The sequence below is a fragment of the Candidatus Cloacimonadota bacterium genome, from assembly GCA_012516855.1.
In the GTDB taxonomy this organism is placed as follows: Bacteria; Cloacimonadota; Cloacimonadia; order Cloacimonadales; family Cloacimonadaceae; genus Syntrophosphaera.
In genome coordinates this window covers 53,021-75,801 of record JAAYWB010000057.1, presented here as the reverse complement: position 1 = coordinate 75,801, position 22,781 = coordinate 53,021, and the positions used below count along the sequence as shown (strand labels likewise).

Sequence of the window (22,781 nt, the reverse complement as noted above, 5' to 3'; positions counted from 1 at the left end):
TATCCTTTAGATGATGGTGTCGATCTTGTAATGGGCGTCGTCGCGCTCGGGATTGTCGATCAGAAAGTGGGCGCCGCGGCTTTCCCGGCGCATCAGTGCGCTGCGGATCACGGCGATGGCGATGATGGCCAGGTTGCGCGTTTCCACCACTTCGCGACGGACGGCATTGTACTGGTAAAAATTGTTCACTTCGTTGTAGATGTTTTCGATGCGGGAAAGGGCGTATTTGAGCAGGCGCCGGGAGCGGCGGATGCCAACATAGCCGTCCATGATGGTGCCGATGATTTCGCGGTTGTGGGAAATCACCACCCATTCGTTTTCATTGAACACATCCATTTGCTTCCAAGGCGGCAGTTCCGGGAAAACCACGGTTTCCTGGTTTGAGGGATGGTTGCCGGCGCGCCAGCCAATCACGAGGGCTTCCAGCAACGAGTTCGAGGCCAGCCTGTTGGCGCCATGCAGCCCCGTGCAGGCCACCTCCCCGGCGGCAAAGAGGTTGCGGATGTCCGTTATTCCATCAATGGTGGAAAGCACTCCGCCGCAGAAATAATGGGCGGCCGGGGCTACGGGGATGGGGTCGCGGGTGAAATCTATCCCCTGTTCCAGGAGGCGCTTATCAATGTAGGGGAAATGGTTGTGGAGTTTTTCGGTCTCGATGCCGGTGGCGTCGAGCCAGCAATACTTCTCGCCTCGTTTCTTGATCTCAGCGTCGATGGCCCGGGACACTATGTCCCTGGGGGCCAGATTGCCTTTGGGATGGTATCTTTTCATAAATTCGGTGCCGTCCTGAAGTCGGAGGACAGCACCTTCTCCACGCAAGGCCTCGCTGATGAGGAAGGTTTTGCCGCCCGGGCTCCAAAAGGCGGTGGGGTGAAACTGGACAAATTCCATGTTTGCCAGTCTCGCTCCAGCCAGGCGGGCCATGGCCATGCCGTCGCCGGTCGAAACCGCCGGATTGGTGTTGTGGGCGTAGATCTGGGAAGCGCCGCCGGTGGCCAGCATGGTTTTGCGGGCCCGGAAGATGTGCACCTCGTTTGTGGTTTCGTCCATCACATAGGCTCCCCAGCAGGAAATGCCGGGCACGAAGCCGTGGGTTTGCACCACATGGTGCTGTGTGATGAGGTCGATGGCAATGCTGTTCTCAAAGATATCTATGTTGCTGTTTTCGCGGCAGCGTTCGATTAGAACTTCCATGATCTGATGGCCGGTTGAATCAGCCGCGTAAGCCACCCGGCGGTGTGTATGGCCGCCTTCCAGGGTGAGGGAGAGGTTTTCCAGGCGGTTGTCGTAGCTTTCGTTACGCAGTGTGAAATCTGTGCCCAGGTCAATGAGGTATTGGATCAGCTTTGGACCTTCGGTGATGATTTGCCGGATCACCTGTTTTTTGCCCAGCTCGGCCCCCGCGGCGAAGGTGTCCTCGCAATGGTTGACAAAGGTGTCCTGCTCGTCCAGAACAGCCGCGATGCCACCTTGGGCGTAGTTGGTGTTACAGTCGGACAAACCGCGTTTGGTGACCACAGCCACCCTGCCCAAACGGGAAACCTGAAGGGCGTAAACTAGACCGGCGATCCCGCTACCCAGCACCAGAAAATCGTAATCTCTCATTCTCTCATCCATTGTTATACCGCACCATAACCAAGGCGTCCTCCCGCGGCTTGGAATAGTAGTTTTTTCTCACGCCCAAGGGTTTGAAGCCGTATTTGTTATACAGCTTGAGGGCGGCAAGGTTGGAACGCCTTACATCCAAATATACAGCGTTGATACCGCTTTCCTGCATTATGTCCAGAGAATGCTGCAGTAGCAGGGAACCCAGGCCGTGGCGCCAGAAATCAGGAGCGATGGCGAAATTGACAATCACGGCCTCATCCGGAACCACATGGTAGATGATGTAGCCGCGCAAGTCCCCATCTGTGGAGATCACCCAGCTTTGCGTGAATTCGGTATGGCGGAAAGCCTCTTCCGGCCAGGGCGGACTGAATGCCAGGTTCTCGATCCCCAGTATGGCGGGAAGGTCAGTTTCACGCAGGGGCCGGATCACGGGCGGTTCGGACATTACATCTTTTCCGGGGCGCTGATGCCCATGAGGTCAAGGCAGATGGCCAAAACGTTCTTCACGGTTTCTATGAGCAGCAGCCTGGCTTGTGAGAGTTCCCTGTTCTTGGCGCTTACCACCTTATACTTGTTGTAGAAACGGTGGAAGAGGCTACAGAGTTCCTCGCAGTAAGTGGCCAAACGGTGTGGTTCGCGGTGCTGGGCGATCAGTTGCAGCAATTCGGGCAGATCAGTTAGTTTCTGGATCAGGGCCATTTCGTCCGGTTTGTTCAGTTTGTGGGTGAGTTCCGGTTTGAAAGAGCGGGGATAGACCTTGTCCTTGCGCGCTTTCTTGAGAATGGAGCAGATGCGGGCGTGGGCGTACTGGCAATAGTAAACAGGGTTTTCATTGTTTTGCTGCAAGGCCAGCTCAAGGTCGAAATTTAGATGGGCATTGGCTTTGCGGGCGATGAAGAAATACCGGGCGGCGTCTTTGCCCACCACGTTCACCAAATCGTCCATGGTCACTATCTTGCCAGCGCGCTTGCTCATTTTCACGCGCTCACCGCTTTCGAAGAGATTCACCTGCTGCAGAAAGATGATTTCCAGCATGTCTTCATCGTATTTGAGGGCCCGGAAGGCTGCTTTGAGCCGGGGCACATAGCCGTGGTGGTCGGGTCCGAAGACATCGATCAGCTGGGTGTAGCCGCGCTGTATCTTTGTGAGGTGATAAGCCAGGTCCGGCACGAAATAGGTGATGGAGCCGTCGCTTTTCATCAGCACACGGTCTTTATCGTCACCGAATTTTGTGGAGGAAAACCAGATGGCGTCTTCTTTTTCATAGGTGCAATCGGCTTCCGTAAGATAGCTGAGCACTTCTTCCACCACGCCTTCAGCGCGCAGTGTCTTTTCCGAGACCCAGCTCTCGAAGAAGACATCAAACTTTTCCAGGCTGAGGCGCTGCATTTCCAGCAACTCGTTGAGGGCAAATTCTTTCAGGCGTTCGGTGCGTTCCTTTTCAGGCAGCATGAAGATGCGCACTCCTTCAGCGGCGTTCAACTTGTGGGCTAGGTGTTTCACATATTCGCCGTGGTATGCCTCATATGGAAACTCGCCGATGTTTTCACCGTGAATCTCGCGCAGACGGAGTTCAAGGCTTTCCGCCAGGATGTCCACCTGATTGCCGGCGTCATTCACATAAAACTCGCGGGCAGGCTCGTAACCCACCTTTTTCATCACCCGATAGAGGGTGTCACCGAATGCCGCGGCGCGGGCGTTGACTATGTTGAGCGGGCCGGTGGGGTTGGCGCTCACAAATTCCAGCAATACCTTGGTGCCCTGGCCGTAATCCGAACTGCCAAACTCCGCGCCAGCTTCGTGAATGTCCCAAAGCATCTTCTGGAAAAGGGAGGCGGAGAGCCGGAAATTGATAAAACCGGGCCCGGCGATCTCGACCGTTTTGTAAAACTTGTTCCTGCGCAGCTCTTTCGCCAGTTTTTCAGCCAGTTTTTTGGGCGCGGTCTTGTTTTCTCTGGCCAAAACCATAGCGGCGTTGGTGGAATAATCTCCATTTTCTGGATTGTTGGGCACTTCCACCGTGAAATCGCGGCTGGAGCTGAGTTCCAGAGTGCTTATTGCTTCCCGGATATTGTCATGCAGTAGGTGCTTGATCATGTGGTTTCTCTTTATCGCTGAGACCGGCCAGTTCGCTGAAGAACTCGTCGATCTTGTAATATTCTCTTTTTTCAGGCAGGAAGATGTGGATCACCACATCGCTGATGTCCAGCAGCACCCAAACGCCAAATTCAAGGCCAGCCTTGCTCAGCACCAGGAGTTTGTGTTCCTTGGCCATGTCCAAAACATGGTTGGCAATGGCCTTGTTATGCAGGTCCGCGGTGCCTTCGCACACCACAATGAAATCCGTGTAGGCGCTGTTTTTGCCAACATCATAAACCCGGATGTTTTCCGCTTGTTTTTCCGCGAGCCAGGTGAGCACGGCTTCGAGCTTTGCGTTATCCGCCAAATTGTTCTCCTTGTTCATGGTTTCATGTACTCTTCAAAATCCTGTCCCAGAATAATCACGAAAGGGGCAGGGGCGTCAGGGTCCACAGCCAGCGTGTAGCGCTTGATGCCAGTCATTTTTTGCAGGCGGGCGAGGTCCTGCCTGTCGTCCGTTTTCATTTCGATCACGCTTTTGCTCCAGATAGGCTGGGGCGTATCGCCCATGCTTATCACATCGATGTTTTCATCCTTAATGTAGTCCGAATATTCCGTGGCCAGGTTTTCCACGCCGCAGCCGTTTTTCACCACTACCTTGAGGGCGGGTAGATTTTCTTCTTTCAGGCTGTCTGTATTTCTGCCGGGAACGATGAGCTGAATATAGACCAGATAGCCCAGCACCAGGCCAAGCAAACCCACCGCCAGCCACAGCAGGGTCATTTTCATCGAGTTGGTTTTGGTGCGACGGTTCAAGTTGGCTCCAAAGCTATTCCTGCCCAGTAAGTTTCGCGTAGGCGTCGCGCAGGCGTTTGTAGCTGATTTCAAAGGCTTCCGGGATCACGCGTTTTCCGCCAACCACGCTCAAAAAGTTGCAATCACCGTTCCACCGGGGAACCAGATGGATGTGCAGATGTTCGTCTATACCGGCGCCGGCGGCCCGGCCCAGATTTATGCCAATGTTGATCCCATCGCAGTTATAGGATTGGATGAGCACCTGTTCGCTGCTCTGGAGCAGCTGGCCGAGTTCGTTCATCACTTCGGGGGGTAGTTCGCTCAGGTTTTTTGTGTGCAGATAGGGCACCAGCATGATGTGGCCGTTGTTGTAGGGATAGCGGTTGAGCATCACGTAGCAGTGTTCGCCGCGGAAAACGATCAGGTTTTCAGCGTCTTTTTCTGATTCCAGAAAACGGCAGAGGACACAATCTTCAGGTTTTACGCCCTGGATATAGTCCAGCCGCCAGGGGGAATAAAGATAACCGTCAGTCATTGAATGTCTCTTCTATCACTTGCTCGCCAAATTCCAAGATGTGGCCTTCCGGAATGTGGGCGTCAACCAGAACGTTGTGCCCTTCCAGGATGGCATTGTCGCTAACGAAGCTGTCGGCCAGATAACAGCCGGGGCCGATATGGGCGCCCGTGCAGATCTGGCTGTTGCCTTTGATCACGGAGCCCTGGCAGATTTCCGCGTCCGGTTCCAAGATCACGTCGTCGCCAATGAACACGGTTTGCGGATTGTGGATCACCACTCCGTTGTTCAGCCAGCGTTTGCGGATGGAATCCAAGAATTGGTCTTCAAGGGCGGCCAGTTGTTCCTGGGAATTCACTCCGGACACCTCCACCAGGTTTTCCAGCACGACGCCGGCCACTTTTTTCCCTGCCTTGCGCAGGATGGAAACAACATCCGTGAGGTAATATTCCTGCTGCTGGTTCGCGTTCGATATCTGGTCCAGAGCACTAAAGAGGTCACCTGAGCGGAAGCAATAGATGCCCGTATTCCATTCTTTGATAGAGCGTTGCGCTTCCGAGGCATCCTTGAATTCCACAATACCGCTGATTTGTCCATCGACGTCACGCAGGATGCGTCCGTATTTACCAGGATCGTCCAGAATGGCGGTAAGGACAGTGCACGCGGAGCCTGAAGCCTGATGGGACTGGTGTATTTTCATCAGGGTCTCCGAACTGAGCAGGGGCACATCTCCGCTAAGGATTAGAACATCCTGGTCATTGTCTGTAAACAGCGGCTGGGCCATCATCACAGCGTGGCCGGTGCCCAGTTGTTCACTTTGTTCAACAAATTCCAGGCGTTTGTCGTCTTCCAGGCAGGCGATCACGCTTTCCTTCTGATAACCAACCACCACGCAGATCCTGGCGCAACCGGCCTTCGCGGCGCTGTCGGCCACTCTTTGCACCATGGGCTTATCCGCGATGGGGAAGGTCACCTTAGCCCGGTTGGATTTCATCCTGGTTCCTTTGCCGGCTGCCAGGATAATCGCAGCAGGTTCTTTCATTGCTCTCCTCCAGCGTGGCCAAGCTCTTCGAGTAACTTAGCCATTGTTTTATTCAGCACCGGGTGCTTGAGTTCAGGGTCCACCTCGCACAGCAATTCCAGCACGAAGCGGCGGTTGTGAAAGTCCGGATGCGGCAGGGTGAGGGACATCGTTTGCATCTCTTCGTCCTCGTACAGCAGGATGTCGATATCGATCACTCGGGGCCCCCAGCGTTCCTTGCGCACGCGGCCCATCTCCGTTTCCACAGCGAGGCCTTTCTGCAAAAGGTCCAGGGGCGAATATTTGGTGTCGATTTCTATCACCTGATTGCGGAAATCCGGCTGGTCTTCTTTGCCGTAGGCTTTCGTGCGCACCAACGAGGATTTGCGCAATACTCGAATCTTGGGATCGGTGGCAAGTATTCTCACCGCTTTTTGCACTTGGGCGCGGGGTTTCATCTGATTTGACCCGAGGCACAGCCAGGCGGTCATGCACGACTCCTTGTCAGTTCAACTTCCACGCTGCGCAGGATTCCCTTAATGGGAACGGAGGGTTTCTGAATGCGCAGGGTGAGCTGCCAAATCAACGGAAAATTCTCCAACAGCTTGTCCGCCAATATATTGGCACAGGCTTCCAGCAGCTGGAACTGCTGAGATTCCATAATCTCGCGGATTTGGGCATAGACCTTGGTGTAGTCCACCGTGTCTTCCAGTTGCCGGATGGCAGTATCGGTTTCAGGGCGGGTCTGCATTTCCAGGCTCACGATGAAGCGCTGGCCAAGCTTGCGTTCTTCGTCGTGAACGCCGTGATAGCCGTAAAAAACCATCTCGTTCAGTCTGATGGTCATATCTTTCTCCTGATTCGCACCTGCATCCGGTTACCGTATCTTTTGTCGATCTGTCTCATTATTAAAAAACTAAGCGCCGTTACGCCAAAAGCAACGGCGATGGCGGGAAGTTCAGCCAGCCAGTGGCTCGCGACCAGAAATCCAGCGAACAAACAGAGCATAGGCAGCCCAAACACCAATAACGACGTCAGCACACGGGTTGAGGCGGCAATTTCCAATTCCACCCTATCGCCGGGATTTAGGTCCAGATCGCTTTCCAGATCGAACACCGCCGGGGTGTTGCGCCCGAAACATATTCCCTGCATGGAGCAGGATTTGCAGCCACCGCCGCGCACCAGTTCCACTTTCACACGGCCGCCATTCACGGCCACAACCGTGCCCACGTCTTCTTGGGCGATCTTGGTATTGTCGCTCATTCGTGCACTTCCGTTGCCGCGATCCGCCGAATCAGCGAACTGGTGGAGTATCCTTCTTTGAAAGGCAGGCTCAACACCTTGCCGCCACCGGCCAAAACAATATCTGCGCCCACGATGGCCTCAGGTTTCCAATCGCCGCCTTTAACCAAAACGTCTGGTCTGAGCAATTCGATAAGCTGAAGCGGGGTGGGCTGGCTGAAGATCACCACCATGTCCACGCATTCGAGAGCGGCCAGCACCAAGGCGCGGTCGGTTTGGGCTACAAAGGGTCGCGATTCTCCTTTCAACAGGCTCACGCTGGCATCGCTGTTCAGGCCAACGATCAGGATATCGCCAAGGGCTTTGGCCTGTTCCAGATACTGGGTGTGGCCGGAGTGCAGGAGGTCGAAACAGCCGTTGGTAAATACAATCCGGGCTCGCTGAGCTCTTAGCTCTTCCGTCAGGAAGGCTGCTTCCTCCCAGCTTTTGATCTTATCTTTTATCACGATAGCTTTCCAAAACCTGGGTCGGTGAAACGCTTGCTGTTCCTTTGATTCCGCAAACCACTCCGGCGGCATGGTTGGCCAGTTCTGCGGCCAGATCGATATCGGCGCCACTAATCCAAGCCAGGGTGAGGGCGGAAATCACTGTGTCGCCAGCGCCGGAGGGGTCAAATACCTCTCTTGCGAAAGTGGGTATATGCTTCGGAGCGTCATCACCGCTGAAAATGTACATCCCCAGACTGCTGCGGGTCACGATCAGATGCCTGATCCGCATCTCATGCCGCAATTTCTGGGCTGTCTGATAAAACTCCCCGTCAGTGCAGAAAACGGTTCCGCTAACATCCTGTAGCTCTTTGTAATTGGGCTTTAATATGTCCACCCCGGCATAGGCTTGGAAATGTTTCAGTTTGGGGTCCACTGCCACCGGTACACCCCGTTCGGAAGCCAGCTTCAAAGCCTGGCGGATCAAATCGACAGTCAGCAAACCTTTGTCATAGTCTTCGATTATCATGGCCCGGCAATCCGGCAGCAGAGTTTTCAACTCGGACAAAACCTTTTCCTGAAGTTCAGCGCCAACTTCCTCTTTGTTTTCGTAGTCAATGCGCACGATCTGTTGATTGGCTGCCCCGATGCGCATCTTGCGGGTCGTGGAACGCTTGGGATCGCTTATGAGTCCCTCGGCCGAAATGCCTCTGGCCTCAAGCAGGCTCCTCAGTTCCCTGGCAGCTTCGTCAGCTCCCGTGATACCGACCAGAAGTGGGATTCCGCCCAGGGTGCGGATGTTCAGGGCCACATTGGCGGCTCCGCCCAGGCGCAGTTCTTCGCTTTGAGCTTCCAGAACGGGTACCGGAGCTTCCGGTGAAATGCGGTCCACCCTGCCCCACACATATTGGTCCAGCATTACGTCGCCCAGCACCAGAACGCGCTGGCCATCGAATTTTTGCAGTAATTCGCCGATCATTCCATCTCCAGGGGATAGTTTCCGTCAAAGCAGGCGTAGCAGTACTCTTCGGGTTTGGTCAAACATTGGGCCAGACTGGTCAAGGATAGGTGTTTCAGGCTGTCCACTCCTGTCCAGGTCCGTAGCTCTTCCAGGCTGTGGCGGTTGGCGGCTAGTTCCTCGGGGTGCGGGGTGTCGATCCCGAAGTAGCAGGAAAATTTCACTTGGGGAGAACCAATGCGCAGATGGATCTCTTCCGCTCCGGCTTCCTTGATCATTCGCACGATTTGGCGGATGGTGGTTCCGCGCACGATAGAATCGTCCACCAGCACCACCTTTTTCCCTTTATAAAAGTTGGGCAGGGGGTTGAATTTCTGGTAAACACCCTCGTCGCGGATGGTTTGCTGAGGCTTGATGAAAGTACGGCCGATATAGTGGTTGCGGATCAGGCCCAGCGAGAGCGGGACGCCGCTCGCGGCGGAGTAACCCACGGCCATTAAATTAGATGAGTCCGGCACTGGCACAACGCAGTCTGCCTGAAGGCCCTCATCGTCTTTGGCCAGCAATTCGCCGATCTTTTCGCGCACCGCGAAGACGTTTTCGCCGAAATGATAGCTGTCAGGTCGGGAGAAATAGATGTGTTCGAAAACGCAATAGCTATTGTGGCGACGGCTGCGGTAAAGGTTGGGATCGTTTTCCAAGAGGGAGATTCCGTCTTTATTAACGCGGTTTATCCCAGCCGGAGGCACTTCCTGGCGTCCGTTCACCTGCAAGATGTCCAGCGCGCAGCTTTCAGAGGCCACAACCACCGTTCCGTTTGAGGTTTTACCCCACACCATGGGACGCATGGAAAGCGGATCGCGGAAGAGATAAAGCTCTCTCCTGGTGGTAAATACGCAGGAATAGGCGCCCTTGATCTCGCGCATCAAAGCCCGGATGGCGTCGGCCGGTTCGTCGCCCTGGTCGATACGCCAGGCAATGAATTTCACCAGCAATTCGCCGTCGTTGTCGCTCTTGAAATAAACGTTTTCCGCTTCCAGCTTGGCCCTGACTGAAGCGTAGTTCACCACGTCGCCGTTGCTGGCCAGCGCGTAGGATGGCCCGAACAGCGTTTCCACCAGATGGGGCTGGGTATTGAAGGCTGTGGCTGAACCCTTTGTTGGATAGCGCACATGGCCGATGGCAATGCTTCCCGGAAGGCTTTCCAGTACTTCGGGAGTGAAAACTTCCTTCACCAGGCCCATGCTTTTGTGCAGCCGTATGACCTTGCCGTCACAAACCGCCATACCGCAGCTTTCCTGGCCGCGGTGCTGTTCAGCGAACATCCCCAAAGCGGCCAGGCTGGCTGCTTCAGGATTACCGAAAACTCCGACTATTCCACACATCAGGCTTTATCCTTCTTGTTAAAACTCAGCCGGTTTTCCCTGCCTTCCAGCAGGCGCATGATGTTCTGACTGTGCTTATATATCACCAGCAGAGCCACGAACAGCGTAAACCAGGGTAACTCCGGCTCCCTGAGCACAAATATGTTCCACAGCAATTCACACACAAAAAGGGAGGCCGCGGCAACGATCGAGCCCAGCGACACATAGCGGCTGAGAGCCGTGACCAGCAGAAACACCAGCAGCGCCGCGAACAAGGGCACAGGCGCCAGAACCAGATATACTCCAGCGGCAGTGGCAACGCCTTTACCACCTTTGAAATTCAGCCAAACCGGGAACATGTGGCCAAGGATCACCGCCAAAGCTGGCAGCAACAACATATTGCGCTCTGTGGGTAGAGCTCCCGCGAAATTGCTCACCAGGCCGGGAACCACGTTCAGAAGCAGCCAGGCAGCCGCGAAGCCTTTAAACAGGTCCAGAGCCAGAACCAGAATGCCGGTTTTCACGCCATATTGGCGCAGGGCGTTGGTGGCGCCGATATTGCCGCTGCCGCCGGAGCGTATGTCCTTTTTATGAAAGAACTTTCCTGCCAGCCAGCCAAAGGGTATGCTGCCGATTAAATAGGCCAGCAGGCAAACCAAACCCCAAATCACGGCCTGAATCACTGTTCCGTCTCTCCGTCTTTCCGGCCGCGGAAGATGAGCTTGATGCTAACGCCTTCAAAGCTGAACATTTCCCGTATCTGGTTGTGCAGGAAGCGCTTGTAATTCTCGCTGACCAGGGAGGGCTGATTGCAAAAAAAGACGAAGGTTGGCGGTTTCACGGCCGCCTGGGTCAGATAGTAAATCTTCACGTGCCTGCCGGTGCTGTGGGTGGGTGGGCGGTGTTGCACAACGGTTTCCATAAAGCGGTTAAGTTCGCTGGTGGAGATACGTTTTTCGCTTTCCTCTTCGATTTTTACCACCGTTTCCATGATTCGGTTGATGCGCTGTCCGGTCTTGGCGGAAATGAACTGCACCGGCGCGAATTGCAGAAAGGGCATCATTTCATGTAGGTCGGCGATGAATTTGCCTGTGGTCTTGCTGTCTTTTTCCACCAGGTCCCACTTGTTGAAGACCACCAGGATTTCTTTCATGCGGCGTTTGGCATAGGAGGCGATTTTCACGTCCTGGTCAGAGATTGGCTCGTCCGCGGTGAGCACCAGCACCACCACGTCGCATCTGTCCACGGCTTCGATGGTGCGCATCACGCTGTAGTATTCCACACCGTAATTCACTTTGGATTTACGGCGCAGTCCTGCGGTGTCGATAAGCACGTATTCCTGGCCGTGATAGCGGAAAACGCTGTCCACGGCGTCGCGGGTGGTGCCGGGAATTTCGGTTACGATCTGTTTTTCATTGCCCAAAAGCAGGTTCACTATGGAGGATTTGCCCACGTTCGGTTTTCCCACCACGGCGATGCGGGTGTGGGCAGGTGTGTCATCTTCATAGGCATTCTGCGTTTCCGGGATCAGGGAAATCAGTTCATCCTTGAAATTACCGATGTTGCGGGCCTGGGAAGCGGAAATGGGGAAGGGGTCGCCAAACCCGAGCTGAAGAAAATCAAAAAGCTCCCACTCGAATTTCTCGTTGTCGGCCTTGTTCGCGACCAGCATCACCTTATCCCTGTGCGGGAAGAGGATTTTGGCGATGGCCTTGTCGATGTCCGTGGTGCCGGTCTGGGAGTCAACCATGAAGACGATGAGGTCGGATTCGTCGATCGCCAGTTGCGCCTGGTGGCGGATCATTTTGTCCATGGCTTCGCCGCTGTCAAATACAATCCCGCCTGTGTCCACGATTTTGAACACTTTGCCGTTCCACTCCACATCCTCGTATTTGCGGTCGCGGGTGATCCCCGCTTCCGGGTCAACGATGGCGGAACGCTTTCTGCAAAGGCGGTTGAACAGCGTGGACTTGCCCACATTAGGACGACCCACGATCGATACGATGTATTTCCTCATTCAGAAGTTTACTTCCCGGTTGCTTTTGGCGCCACTCTTTTCAAAGGGGGTATTTTGTCAATCCTATAATGGTTTACGCGGCCTCGCGTGAAGCCGGTCTTTTCGGGCTTGGAACGACCTGCGTTTTCACAGACTTGTTACCCACTATTTTTAAGAGATGGGTCAAGCATTTGCGGGATTTTCGCTTGCTTTTTGCCGGACTCGTCCTTTGCCCTTTCCCATTCGCATCCTGATCGCATCTCGCTGAGTTCCCGCCTGGCAGGCGGGAAGTCAACGGGAAGTGAACGGGAAGTGAGCGGGATGGGGCAAAGGACGTAACCATGATGTTAAGCGGGATGTTACAGTCAATTATTGTCTTCGAGGCAGGATAAATCCTTGACGGAAATGGTGCCGTGGAAATTGGTCGCGGCATGAATGGAAGATGTGCCCTTGTTTTGCTCGCTTTGCTGCTCTGCGTTTCCGGTTTGAACGCCGTGGAGGAGGGCGGCCATTTCCGACGTTATCTGGCTTCCTATCCTCTCAGCGTGAAGGAGGCAGCAACAGCGCCCGCGCGCTGGCAGGCCAAAGAATGGGTTACGGCCGGCGGAGTGGCGTTGGTGGCGGGAAGTCTGATCTGGGCTGATTCCCCAATCCGCGGTTTCGCCCAGGACAACAGAACCAGCCAGGGTGACGCCTTCCTTGACATTTTTGCCTACACCGGGGACAAGTGGGTGCTTTTCCCCGCGGCGGGGGCAACCGCCTTGGCTGGTTGGGCGACCGGTTCGGATAAAACAACCGACACAGGTTTGCTGTGCCTGAAAAGCATGTTGATGACCGCTGTGGCGACCGAGGGCCTGAAACTGGCCACCCAGAGGCAAAGTCCCGGGGCGGAAAGTGATGGAAGCTTCTGGCCAGAAGGCGGCTTTTCCCTGGAAAACGGTTCCTTCCCCTCCGGCCACAGCGCAATGGCTTGGAGCGTCGCGCCGGTTCTGGCGGAGCAGTATTCAGACCAGACCTGGGTCACCCCGCTGGTTTACAGTGTGGCCGTTCTGAGTTCCTTGTCCCGGGTTAACGCTGATGAACATTGGGCCAGCGACGTTTTTTGCGGTGCAGTGATCGGCTACCTTGCCGCCCGACTGACGCTGAACAGCACTCCCCGCCTGGCGTTGAAGCCAGCGCCTGAGCTGAATGGGATCAGCCTCGGCTTGAGTTTTTGAAGGCTGGGAGAGCCGGTCAGAACTTCAGCGGTCGGGCTGCTGGTCTTGGATCGCTATCTCCCGGTCCAGATAGATGTCCCGATTCAGAATTCTGTGACTTGGGCTGATTTTCATCAGTTATTGTTGTGCTAACTTCAGATACAATAATCCCTTCGCGCCAAACAACGAATCCGCGCTATCCAGAAATGTCCTTAGCTATCAGGCAGGGCTTTACTTTTCCAGTTTCTTCCCTTCCTGGATGTCCCCATCCTGCGGAGCTTCTTCCAGACTGGGTTTCTGCACCGGCACCCAAATCTCAACTACCGAATCCTTAGAATCTTCCTTGAAGCGCTCGCCATAGACCTCAAACATCTCCATGGAAGCAGGTTTGTAATTAGTGGTGGCCAGCCATTCGCCGTAGATGTATTCGTAAGCATTGCCGATTTCATAGATCGGCCCGACGTATTCAAACACGGCGTAGTTACCGCCCGGGACCTTGTGTAGTTGCAGGCCTTCGGGCAGTTTCACCTCGTCTTTCACTTCCATACCTACCAAGTAATTGTAGCCCTGCATGGTGGATAGGTCGAATTTCTCGCCCGGATAGTAAATACCGTAGTAATTATTGTCCACTGGCTCCGGCAGTTTTTCGTGATAAGAGAAGAACTTGGTCCAGGCTTCCATCATGGCTTCGCCTTCCATGGCATTTTGCGCCTCCAACCCCATCACAATGAAGGGCTCGAGGGCTTCCATACGGGTTTTCATCTGGGGTTTACTTGCTTCGGAGGCAACAACTTGCCCCATCAGAGAAGCTACGGCCAAGACAGCCGCCAGAAAAATCAAGACACGCTTATTCATGATATCCTCCACTATTATTGAAGTAGTGGATTGCAAATTAACAGCGAATCAATTAGACGTCAAGGATTTTTTGTAAGGTGAGCGCGAAAAGCTCTGGGTTGGCCTTCGTAAAGGATGATCCTGGCACGGTGCAAAAAAGAGGCCCCGAGAAAATCAGGGGCCTCTAATAAGCTCTGGTTTAAGCGGATTACTTGACGATCACGAACTCAATGCGGCGGTTGAGGGCACGGCCTTCAGGAGTGGAGTTGCTGGCGATCGGTTTGTTCATGCCAAAACCTTTGGTGGTGAGGCGGTTGGCAGAAATGCCGTTTTGGACCATGTAGTCTTTCACAGACTGGGCGCGTTCCTGGGACAGGGTGATGTTGTAGGCGGGATCGCCAACGTTGTCAGAGTGGCCGTGAATCTCAAGTCTCGCGTTCGGATTTTTTTTCATGGCTTCAATAACTTCCTGCAATACCACTTTGGCGTCGCCGGTAAGCTTGGAGCTGTTAAACTCGAATTGCACGCCGTCGAGGGTGAAGTCTTGCTCCATGCTCACAATGTTGCGCAGAAGGCGGGAAACGACGGCGTCGCTGCTGCCGCCTTTCTTGCCGAAGGTGTAGCCGATCCCCAAGTAGGGCATCATATGAGCGTCGGTAAAAATGTCGCTGCCGCCCACTTGGTTGTCAATTTCGTCTATGAGGGCATGGTCAAGCTGCACTCCCAGATCAAAATCGATATTCCATTTGGTTTGGAAGGAAAGGCCGAGTCCGGCTGTGGGAGCGAGGAACGCGAATTCGCCATCCAGCATATTGTCGTTGTCAACATAAGCCGCGCCGATGCCGATCTGGGCATAGGGGGCTATGCGCTGCAAAGCTCCGTCTTTGAAATTCACGACGGCAACTTTGGTAGGACGAAAACGGGCCTGGATCTCAGCGCCGATAACTTTGGCGGCATATCCATTAATGTTGTTATCATTGTCAAGCTTGGTATAATAGGGATAAATACCCAAGCTGACATAATCTTTCAGCCAAGCTTCATAATTCAAGCCGGTCATGAAATTAACAATTCCGTCATCCGGATTATCAACGTTGATGTCATTTTTGGGATGGCTGCAGCCGAAACGGAGGCCAACAGTTTGTTCAAGGGCGAACATAGCCGCGGAAAAGGCCATTAATGCAAGGGCTATAACTAGAATTTTACTGATGTTTTTCATTTTTGTACCTCGTGGTATTGTAACTTCTGAATCTTATTCCCCCAAGCACCCTTTTCTGTCAATCTAATTTTTCCTTTCCTAATTTTGGACATTGCTTTTTAAGGTGTCAGCTTAGGTTGCTATGACCTTGTTTGCGGCTGCGCTTTCAACCGCTGTGCCAGATTTGGTACGGTCAGCGGTCTTATCGAGGCAGTTTGGAGTCAATAGAAAATCTGCTGTATTTTCCGGGAAGGACAAAAAGCCGCGGGTGTCAAACAGGGGCGGGAGTTCTTTTCAATTGACAAGAAAGCGGCATCTTGTTTTTCTTGTTTTAAATCTAAATCAGGGATAAAATGCTGTAAATGAAACTGTTTGAAACGCATGCCCATCTTGACCTTCCGGATTTCAATGCCGACCGGGAGAGCCTGATCAATAAATGCTTTGAGAGCGGGATCGAGTATATCATCAACATCGGTTTCAACAAGGAGACCTCGCTCAACTCGCTGGAACTGGCCAAAAAGCACTTGCACATCTTTGCCACAGTTGGCTTTCACCCACACGATGCCATGGATTTTGACGCCGAGCTTATCAAGCGTCTGGTGCGGGACAAAAATGTGCTGGCCATCGGTGAGGTCGGGCTGGATTTTTTCCGCAACTACTCGCCTTACCCGGTGCAGCGCGAAGTTTTCCGCAATCAAGCATATCTGGCTGTGGATTATGACAAACCCCTGGTGATCCACAACCGCGACGCGCACCAGGAATGCTACAATACCCTCAAGGAAGTGCAAGCCAAAGATGTGGTCTTTCACTGCTTTTCGGGCGACATTATCTTTGCCCAGCAGGTGTTTGACGAAGGCTGGATGGTCTCCTTCACCGGCAATGTGACCTACCCCAACTCCAATCTGGAGGATGTGGTGCGCATGATGCCGATGGACCAGTTTATGATCGAGACAGATTGTCCCTACCTGACCCCGCATCCGCATCGTGGCAAGCGCAACAGCCCTCTGCATCTACATCTGGTGGCGGAAAAGATCGCTGAAATCAGGGGCATCACCCCGCTGGAAGTGGCCCAAGCCTCGTTCGATAACGCCTTCCGCTTTTTTAGGGTCCCGCCAGATCCCGTGCGCCCTCTTTCCAAGAAGGGAGGTTCCAAAGGCGGAAAATCCTCCAAGAAGGCCAAAACGGGCAAAACCACTACCAAAGCCAAAGACAAGAAAAAGGACAAGTGATATTTTGAAGACCAAACTTCTTCTTCCCCTGCTGCTACTGCTCAGTCTGCCACTGCTGGCCGGGAACTCCGCCTTCGCTTTCGACGGCAATGCCCTGCGCTATTACGGAAACGACATCTACAGCCTGGGCATGGGGGATACCGGAGCCAGTGATGTGTTTCGCCTCAACTCTGGCTACGGAAACCCCGCCATGCACAACCTGAACAACCGCAGCCTCTTCTCCACCGGGCTGATGCCAGGCTACAATCATTACAACTCCCAAGACTCTCTGGGCAACAAGTTCAGCCATCTGGACAATTCGCTGGACTTTCCCTATTTCAGCCTGAGTATCCCGATAAAGCAGCACCGGCTTGGTTTCCAATTCAGTTCCCACTCCTCAGGTGTGGTGGACAACCAGCGCGAGTTCTCCATTATCCAAGAGCCGGACACACTTTCGGTTACGGAAAAGCACTCCATGGACCGCTACATCTACCGCGCGGACCTGATCTACAGCTTTGCCTGGGGGCGAAACAGCCTGGGGATAAGCGGCAACTATTATCTGGGCCATGAGATACGCAATTTTAAGCAGACCGCGGGATTCGGCGCATTTGACACCGAAGTGGAGATTGTGCGGGATTACAAAAACCCCGGCTTCACGCTTGGATATATCAGGCATCAGGAACAATTCGCCGTGGGTGCCTATTACAGCTTGGGAGTGAACATGAAGGGCGAGGAGGTGCGCACTTCCATCCACTCAACGGAAGACCCTTTGCCCTACGAATTCAGGATTCCGCCAGTTTACTCGGCCAGCGTGACTGCTTTGCCATATCCAGAGTTCAAGTTGGCGGCTGATTTTCACTATGAACCCTGGCAGAAGATCGACGAGGCCAAATACACCGATAGCTGGAAAGCCGCTCTTGGCTTGGCATTTGAGCCTGCCGCGCGGGAAGAGCGAAAAGGCCTGCTCAGCCTGCCTCTGCGCACAGGGGTTTCCTGGCGCCACCTGCCGTTCCGAGCAGCCGGCAACGAGATCAATGAACTGGCTCTCAGCCTGGGCGTAAGCCTGCCCCTCAAAGGCGAGGTGAACCGCATCGACGTGGGTTTCCAGTATAGCCACCGGGGTAAGCTTGACCAGAACAAACTTTTGGACAATTCATACCTGCTGATGTTCGGCTTCACCGGCTTCGACATCCTTTCCAAAGCCCCCAACCGCACAGCACCGCGGGAAATACCGGAAAAGGAAGACCTGTAAACATGGTAGGAGCGCATCCGGACTCAGATCCCAACAGTCTTTTACGCCAAATCTGCCGGAAGCGAGGCATCGACCAGGACGGGTTGTCAGCCGGACTTGAAACACTGCCCGACGAAGCCCTGCTGGCCAACATCAATTCTGTGGCGCAGCGCATCTCCCGGGCAATGTTTGCCAATGAACCCACCGTGATCTTTGGTCACGACGATCCTGACGGCATCACCAGCACCTACGTGATGTATCAGTTTTTCAATTCCTGCGGATATCAAAGGCACAACTATTTCATTCCCAACCGCAATCTCGAACCCCACGGCATCCAGGAAGGTTTTGTACGCTTCGTGAGAGAGGGTGGCTACAAACTGGTGATCACTGTTGACAACGGGATTTCCAGCTATGGGGGGGTGGAAAAGCTGAACGCTCTTGGTTGTGAGGTGGTGATTACGGATCACCATCTTGTCCAGCCGGAAACCCTGCCCAATGCTTATGCCATCCTCAATCCGCAATTGCCAGGCTGCCAATATCCTTTCAAACCCCTAGCCGGGGTAGGGGTCGCCCTGATGCTTGCCAGGTGGCTGGGACGCTCTCTGGAGCATCAAGTGCCGCTATCCTCCTATTTTTGGACGGCGGTGGGCTCGATAGCGGATAAAGTTCCGATGACCGGTGTGAACAGGACCATAGTCCGGCATGTGATCAATCATTGGGACGATATGAACGATCCCAGCGTGGATTTTCTGATGCGTAACCATAAACGCATAGAAAACGACATGGATGTGTTCAATTTTATGCAATACACTTCCCGGCTGATAGCAAACGGCCGAGAGAGTGGAGGGCAGCACACCGCGATGCGTTTTCTTTTGCAGATGGGAGACGCCAAAGCCGAGCTTTTTCAAGCAATGGAAGCCAAACAGAAGAAATGGGAGGGTGAACTGAACCGTGTTTTCAACATTCTGGATAGTGTCACCGCCGGCTTCTCCAGCAACGCCTTCATCTATTTCGATGACGAAGGCGTGATTCCTTATCCCTTGCTGGGAACAGGCGCCACCTACGTTCTGGACAAACTGGGGATTCCCGCCATCCTGCTCAAGCAGCACAATGGCGATATAGTTTGTGAGGGACGCTGCGGAGAGGGATTCAACATGGCGGAGGCTTTCGCTTCCTGTAAGGAACACATGAAACAGTTCGGCGGCCACGCCAAGGCGGCTGGTTTCACCCTGGAACCCCACAATTACGACGCTTTTCTGGAATGCTACAACCATTATCTGGCCGGAAACCTGAGCCACAATACAGAGCCAATTCAGGAAGAACCTGATGCCTGCCTGACACTGGATCAGTTCACACCCGACAACTGGCGGAGCTTGGAATTGCTGCTTCCTTTCGGTCAGCAGCATCCGGAACCACGCATCCTTGTGGAAAACGTCCGGCTTGAGGAGTTGCAGAAGCTCTTCATGCTCGAACACGGCAGCGTTTCCCTTCCTCTTGGCCAAACGGGCAAGGCGCTGCTGCACTGGAGAAGTCCCAAGCAGGTGAGGGTCCTTTCTTTTGAACCAGCAAATTCCACCGCGTGAGGCAGCGCGGAAAAAACAATGCTCAAGGTAAAGGAAACCCTGCGCAAAAGCATTCACCTGTCTTCCCTGGTGATACCTTACGGTTACCGGTTTATCCTGAAGGACAACCGCAAGCTTATGTTTTATGTTATGCTCGCGGCTTTCGCCATTATGCTGGTAGTTGAGTTTTACCGCTTCTGGCAGAAAAGCTTTCGCAAAACTTTCTGGTGGATATTCGGTTTGGTGCTGCGCCGCCATGAATTGCGCGACTTCACTGGTGCGACCTATCTGCTTTTCTCAGCCATGCTTTGTGTGGCCTTTTTCGAGCCTGTGATAGTGTTCTTTGCCTTGTCATTCCTGGCGTTGGGGGATACTTTTGCCGCGATGGTGGGCATCAATTTCGGTAGACGCAAGATTGGCAAAGGGAATAAGTCGCTGGAGGGGAGCCTGGCCTGCTTCGCAGTCTGTTTCAGCTACGCCCTCCTCTTTGGTTTGCATCCTGATTTCTATTTGCATCCAGTTGTGGCGTTCACCGGGGCTCTGGCAGCCACTTTGGCCGAGATGAGCGGGCTGCCGGTTGACGATAATGTGGAAATGCCGCTCGTGTCGGCTCTGGCGATGGCCCTCGCCAAGATCATTTTCTAAAAGGTTTGAACATGTTGCTATCTTTTGTGATCCCGGTTTTGAACGAAGAGGATTCCCTGCTCCGGCTCACCGCTGAGATTGTGGCCAACTGCAAGCCCCACGCCCATGAGATTATTTTCATTGACGACGGCAGCAGGGATAAAAGCTTCTCCATAATGGAGGAATTGGCCAAAGCTGATCCCCAAATCCGGATTGTGAAGTTTCGCCGCAATTTTGGCAAGGCGGCAGCCCTGCAATACGGTTTCAGGCTGGCCCGGGGAGAGGTCGTGTTCACTCTGGACGCCGATTTGCAGGATAATCCTGTGGAGATTCCGAGATTCCTGGCCAAGCTGGATGAAGGCTGGGACCTCGTTTCCGGCTGGAAGCAGAAACGCCACGACCCTCTGCACAAAGTGGTTCCCTCCCGTTTCTTCAATTTCGTCACCGCCCGCGCCTTCCGCCTCAAGCTAAAGGATTACAACTGTGGTTTCAAAGCCTATCGCAGCGAGGTGGTGAAAGAGCTGAACCTCTATGGTGAAATGCACCGTTACATCCCGGCTCTGGCTAATTCTCTCGGCTACCGCATCACAGAGATCCCCGTTGAACACCGCAAACGTGAGTTCGGACGTTCCAAATACGGCTTGGAACGCTATCTGCGTGGCTTTTTCGATCTGCTCACAGTGAAGATGGTGACCCAATACGTGAAAAGCCCGCTCTACCTCTTTGGCCGTGCCGGGCTGCTTTCCGCCCTGCTGGGTGCGGCGATCATGCTCTGGATGGCCGCTTTGAAGATCTTTTACGGCCAGCCGATTTCCAACCGCCTGCCCCTCTTTCTGGGCATAACCCTGATCCTGGGTGGCTTGCAGTTCATCTCTCTGGGCTTGGTTTCGGAACTCATCATCAACCGAATTTCACCTCTGAGAGAATTGCCCGTGTCGGTGGAAAAAACTGTCAACATCAGCGCGGAGGAACTGAGTGAATCCTGCTGAACGGCTCTTCATAGAACGCTATATTAGCGATCCGAAGAGAAACCTGCTGCGTTTCAGCTTTTTGTTCATGATCCTGGGGATTGTGATCTCGGTTGGCATCCTCACAGCGGCTTTGAACCTTTTTGAGGGTTATGAAAGAGCCCTGAAATCCGTCCTGCTCGATTCTTTCGCCCATATCAGGGTTTACGGGGCCGGGGCTGGATCATTGCCGGATTCGCTGGCTGAAGCTACTCTGAACAGGCTTACTGCCTTCCCGGAAATAAAATCGGCCGTGCCGGTGCTTAACAGCAGTCTTATGGCCCAGAATGGCTCCAAAGCCAGAAGTGGTTTGATGCAAGCCTACGCCAAGGGAATCGGGGAAGAGGCGATCCATGCCAAATATGTGACTCAAGGCTCCGCGCAAGTTGCCGCGGGGCAGGTGATTGTGGGGCATTATCTGGCCCGGGACCTCGGCCTGGCCCTCGGCGACACGATGCTGGTTTCATTTCCCCGCCTCGATCTGATCACCCCTCTGGGCTTGTATCCAAACCAACGCTCTCTGAAGGTGACCGGCATCTACAACTCAGGTTTTTACGAATATGACCGCAGCCTGATGATCGGCAGCCTGGCTGATTTGCGGGCTCTTTCAGGATTGGCATCCGGTTTCAGCAACATCGAATTGCGCCTGCAAAACGCCTATGCCGATGACGCCCAGAACCTGGCAGCGAAATATGACCATCTGCTTGGCCCCTATGTTTATGCAGCACCGGTGGTGAACACCACCCTGCTGAGCATGGTCAAGATGCAGAAATGGCTGATCTTCATCGTGTTCAGCTTTCTGGTGCCGATCGCCGGGATCAACGTGATCAGCGGCGTGCTGACCCAGATCCTGGATAAAAGAAACGAGATAGCGGTCCTCAAGGCACTTGGCGCCGCGCCTGGCACGGTGCGCAACATCCTGGGCTCCCAAATCACACTGGTCTGCCTTGCCTCGGTTATACTGGGCCAGTTGTTCGGCTTTCTGCTCTCCTGGCTGATTGTGAAACAAAATGTTTACAAACTCAAGGGCGACGTCTATTTCATCGACCGCCTCGAGCTATATGTATCGCCGTTCAACCAAGCCCTGATCTTTGTTGTAGCCGCCCTGCTTATTCTACTCTGCGTTCGCATCCCCCTGCGCAGGATTGACCGGATGCGCACCATCGACCTGTTGCGTAATACTTAGGAGGTGAGAATTGATCTGTTTAGCCGGCCATTCGCTGTATAAAACCTATGCCGATAAAGGCCAGAACATCCGCGTGTTGATTGATGCCTCACTGGAAGTGGAGGATGGCGAACTGGTCTGCATCACGGGGAAATCGGGCTGCGGCAAAAGCACTCTGCTCCACATTTTGGGGCTTCTGGATGATCCCGACAGCGGCAAGGTGTTCATCAACGGCACCGAAGTCTCCGCCCGTCACGTCAACGCCCATCAGATCCGCAACCGGGATATCGGCTTTGTTTTTCAATTCCATTACCTTATCGAAGACCTCACTGCCAGGGAAAACGTGGCCCTTCCGATGCTTATCGCCGGAACTGGTAGGCAAAAAGCTTTGGCTGAAGCTGACAACTTTCTGGTTACCTTGAGGTTATCGGAACGCGGCAACCACTATCCGAACCAACTCAGCGGTGGTGAACAGCAGCGCCTGGCCCTGGCCCGGGCTCTTATAAACCGTCCCCGTATCGTCTTGGCGGACGAGCCCACGGGCAACCTGGATCCCCAACACAGCGCCGAGGTCTGGGACCTTTTCTTACAGCTAAACCGCGATTTGAAGCAGACCTTTGTGATCGTAACCCACGATCGGGAACTGGCCAGGCAAAGTCCCAAAACTTATGAACTGAGGGACGGCAAACTGTTCTGA

The 22,781-nt window shown here is 53.9% G+C and carries 25 protein-coding genes; 8 read left to right on the top strand and 17 right to left on the bottom strand.

Annotation, left to right across the window (positions count from 1 at the left end; genetic code table 11):
- Nucleotides 1–6: 6 nt before the first annotated feature.
- Genes nadB through GX466_05390 form a run of 15 tightly spaced genes read right to left on the bottom strand, consistent with a single transcriptional unit; the run spans nt 7 to nt 12,083 of the window.
- On the bottom strand, nt 7–1,617 hold the full coding sequence (gene nadB / locus GX466_05460) for an L-aspartate oxidase (GenBank protein ID NLH93653.1): 1,611 nt from the start codon (nt 1,615–1,617) through the stop codon (nt 7–9).
- Nucleotides 1,610–2,053 carry a ribosomal protein S18-alanine N-acetyltransferase gene (gene rimI / locus GX466_05455; protein NLH93652.1) on the bottom strand — a complete coding sequence of 148 codons (444 nt, stop codon included), beginning with the start codon at nt 2,051–2,053 and terminating at the stop codon, nt 1,610–1,612. Before rimI ends, nadB begins: the two co-directional genes overlap by 8 nt.
- On the bottom strand, nt 2,053–3,705 hold the full coding sequence (locus tag GX466_05450; GenBank protein ID NLH93651.1) for an arginine--tRNA ligase: 1,653 nt from the start codon (nt 3,703–3,705) through the stop codon (nt 2,053–2,055). Before GX466_05450 ends, rimI begins: the two co-directional genes overlap by 1 nt.
- Nucleotides 3,683–4,072, bottom strand: a complete 390-nt coding sequence (rsfS, locus tag GX466_05445) for a ribosome silencing factor (protein NLH93650.1) — start codon at nt 4,070–4,072, stop codon at nt 3,683–3,685. Before rsfS ends, GX466_05450 begins: the two co-directional genes overlap by 23 nt.
- The gene (locus tag GX466_05440) at nt 4,069–4,503 is read right to left on the bottom strand and encodes a LytR C-terminal domain-containing protein (protein ID NLH93649.1); all 435 of its coding nucleotides are present in this window, start codon (nt 4,501–4,503) and stop codon (nt 4,069–4,071) included. Before GX466_05440 ends, rsfS begins: the two co-directional genes overlap by 4 nt.
- Before the next feature lie 13 nt (nt 4,504–4,516).
- Nucleotides 4,517–5,017 carry an HIT domain-containing protein gene (locus GX466_05435; protein ID NLH93648.1) on the bottom strand — a complete coding sequence of 167 codons (501 nt, stop codon included), beginning with the start codon at nt 5,015–5,017 and terminating at the stop codon, nt 4,517–4,519.
- Nucleotides 5,010–6,038: a bifunctional N-acetylglucosamine-1-phosphate uridyltransferase/glucosamine-1-phosphate acetyltransferase gene (locus GX466_05430; GenBank protein ID NLH93647.1), complete on the bottom strand. Its 1,029-nt coding sequence runs from the start codon at nt 6,036–6,038 to the stop codon at nt 5,010–5,012. Before GX466_05430 ends, GX466_05435 begins: the two co-directional genes overlap by 8 nt.
- Nucleotides 6,035–6,508, bottom strand: coding sequence for a 2-amino-4-hydroxy-6-hydroxymethyldihydropteridine diphosphokinase (gene folK, locus GX466_05425; GenBank protein NLH93646.1), 474 nt, complete (start codon nt 6,506–6,508; stop codon nt 6,035–6,037). Before folK ends, GX466_05430 begins: the two co-directional genes overlap by 4 nt.
- Nucleotides 6,505–6,864 (bottom strand): dihydroneopterin aldolase, encoded by a 360-nt coding sequence (gene folB, locus GX466_05420; GenBank protein NLH93645.1) that lies wholly within the window; start codon nt 6,862–6,864, stop codon nt 6,505–6,507. The genes folK and folB overlap by 4 nt, the downstream gene beginning before the upstream one ends.
- The gene (locus GX466_05415; GenBank protein NLH93644.1) at nt 6,861–7,280 is read right to left on the bottom strand and encodes a SoxR reducing system RseC family protein; all 420 of its coding nucleotides are present in this window, start codon (nt 7,278–7,280) and stop codon (nt 6,861–6,863) included. The genes folB and GX466_05415 overlap by 4 nt, the downstream gene beginning before the upstream one ends.
- On the bottom strand, nt 7,277–7,837 hold the full coding sequence (gene rfaE2, locus GX466_05410; protein ID NLH93643.1) for a D-glycero-beta-D-manno-heptose 1-phosphate adenylyltransferase: 561 nt from the start codon (nt 7,835–7,837) through the stop codon (nt 7,277–7,279). The genes GX466_05415 and rfaE2 overlap by 4 nt, the downstream gene beginning before the upstream one ends.
- Nucleotides 7,752–8,723: a D-glycero-beta-D-manno-heptose-7-phosphate kinase gene (rfaE1, locus tag GX466_05405; GenBank protein NLH93642.1), complete on the bottom strand. Its 972-nt coding sequence runs from the start codon at nt 8,721–8,723 to the stop codon at nt 7,752–7,754. Before rfaE1 ends, rfaE2 begins: the two co-directional genes overlap by 86 nt.
- Nucleotides 8,720–10,087, bottom strand: a complete 1,368-nt coding sequence (gene purF / locus GX466_05400; GenBank protein NLH93641.1) for an amidophosphoribosyltransferase — start codon at nt 10,085–10,087, stop codon at nt 8,720–8,722. The genes rfaE1 and purF overlap by 4 nt, the downstream gene beginning before the upstream one ends.
- Nucleotides 10,087–10,746: a glycerol-3-phosphate 1-O-acyltransferase PlsY gene (gene plsY / locus GX466_05395; GenBank protein NLH93640.1), complete on the bottom strand. Its 660-nt coding sequence runs from the start codon at nt 10,744–10,746 to the stop codon at nt 10,087–10,089. The genes purF and plsY overlap by 1 nt, the downstream gene beginning before the upstream one ends.
- Nucleotides 10,746–12,083 carry a ribosome biogenesis GTPase Der gene (locus GX466_05390; GenBank protein ID NLH93639.1) on the bottom strand — a complete coding sequence of 446 codons (1,338 nt, stop codon included), beginning with the start codon at nt 12,081–12,083 and terminating at the stop codon, nt 10,746–10,748. Before GX466_05390 ends, plsY begins: the two co-directional genes overlap by 1 nt.
- A gap of 410 nt (nt 12,084–12,493) precedes the next feature.
- On the opposite strand from GX466_05390, the gene GX466_05385 reads away from it, so the two are divergent.
- The gene (locus GX466_05385) at nt 12,494–13,279 is read left to right on the top strand and encodes a phosphatase PAP2 family protein (protein ID NLH93638.1); all 786 of its coding nucleotides are present in this window, start codon (nt 12,494–12,496) and stop codon (nt 13,277–13,279) included.
- Between the two features lie 210 nt (nt 13,280–13,489).
- On the opposite strand, the gene GX466_05380 is transcribed toward GX466_05385, so the two are convergent.
- Nucleotides 13,490–14,113, bottom strand: coding sequence for a GyrI-like domain-containing protein (locus GX466_05380; GenBank protein ID NLH93637.1), 624 nt, complete (start codon nt 14,111–14,113; stop codon nt 13,490–13,492).
- A 187-nt stretch (nt 14,114–14,300) separates the two neighbouring features.
- Entirely contained in the window at nt 14,301–15,308 is a 1,008-nt protein-coding gene (locus GX466_05375; protein ID NLH93636.1) for an OmpA family protein, read from the bottom strand.
- A 341-nt stretch (nt 15,309–15,649) separates the two neighbouring features.
- On the opposite strand from GX466_05375, the gene GX466_05370 reads away from it, so the two are divergent.
- Genes GX466_05370 through GX466_05340 form a run of 7 tightly spaced genes read left to right on the top strand, consistent with a single transcriptional unit; the run spans nt 15,650 to nt 22,781 of the window.
- Nucleotides 15,650–16,516, top strand: a complete 867-nt coding sequence (locus GX466_05370) for a TatD family hydrolase (protein NLH93635.1) — start codon at nt 15,650–15,652, stop codon at nt 16,514–16,516.
- Between the two features lie 4 nt (nt 16,517–16,520).
- Nucleotides 16,521–17,747, top strand: a complete 1,227-nt coding sequence (locus tag GX466_05365; protein NLH93634.1) for a hypothetical protein — start codon at nt 16,521–16,523, stop codon at nt 17,745–17,747.
- A gap of 2 nt (nt 17,748–17,749) precedes the next feature.
- Complete coding sequence (locus GX466_05360) at nt 17,750–19,309, top strand: DHH family phosphoesterase (protein NLH93633.1); 1,560 nt, start codon at nt 17,750–17,752, stop codon at nt 19,307–19,309.
- A gap of 18 nt (nt 19,310–19,327) precedes the next feature.
- Nucleotides 19,328–19,933: a phosphatidate cytidylyltransferase gene (locus tag GX466_05355; GenBank protein ID NLH93632.1), complete on the top strand. Its 606-nt coding sequence runs from the start codon at nt 19,328–19,330 to the stop codon at nt 19,931–19,933.
- 11 nt (nt 19,934–19,944) lie between these two features.
- On the top strand, nt 19,945–20,901 hold the full coding sequence (locus GX466_05350; GenBank protein ID NLH93631.1) for a glycosyltransferase family 2 protein: 957 nt from the start codon (nt 19,945–19,947) through the stop codon (nt 20,899–20,901).
- Nucleotides 20,888–22,105, top strand: a complete 1,218-nt coding sequence (locus GX466_05345) for an ABC transporter permease (protein NLH93630.1) — start codon at nt 20,888–20,890, stop codon at nt 22,103–22,105. Before GX466_05350 ends, GX466_05345 begins: the two co-directional genes overlap by 14 nt.
- Nucleotides 22,106–22,115: 10 nt before the next feature.
- The gene (locus GX466_05340; GenBank protein NLH93629.1) at nt 22,116–22,781 is read left to right on the top strand and encodes an ABC transporter ATP-binding protein; all 666 of its coding nucleotides are present in this window, start codon (nt 22,116–22,118) and stop codon (nt 22,779–22,781) included.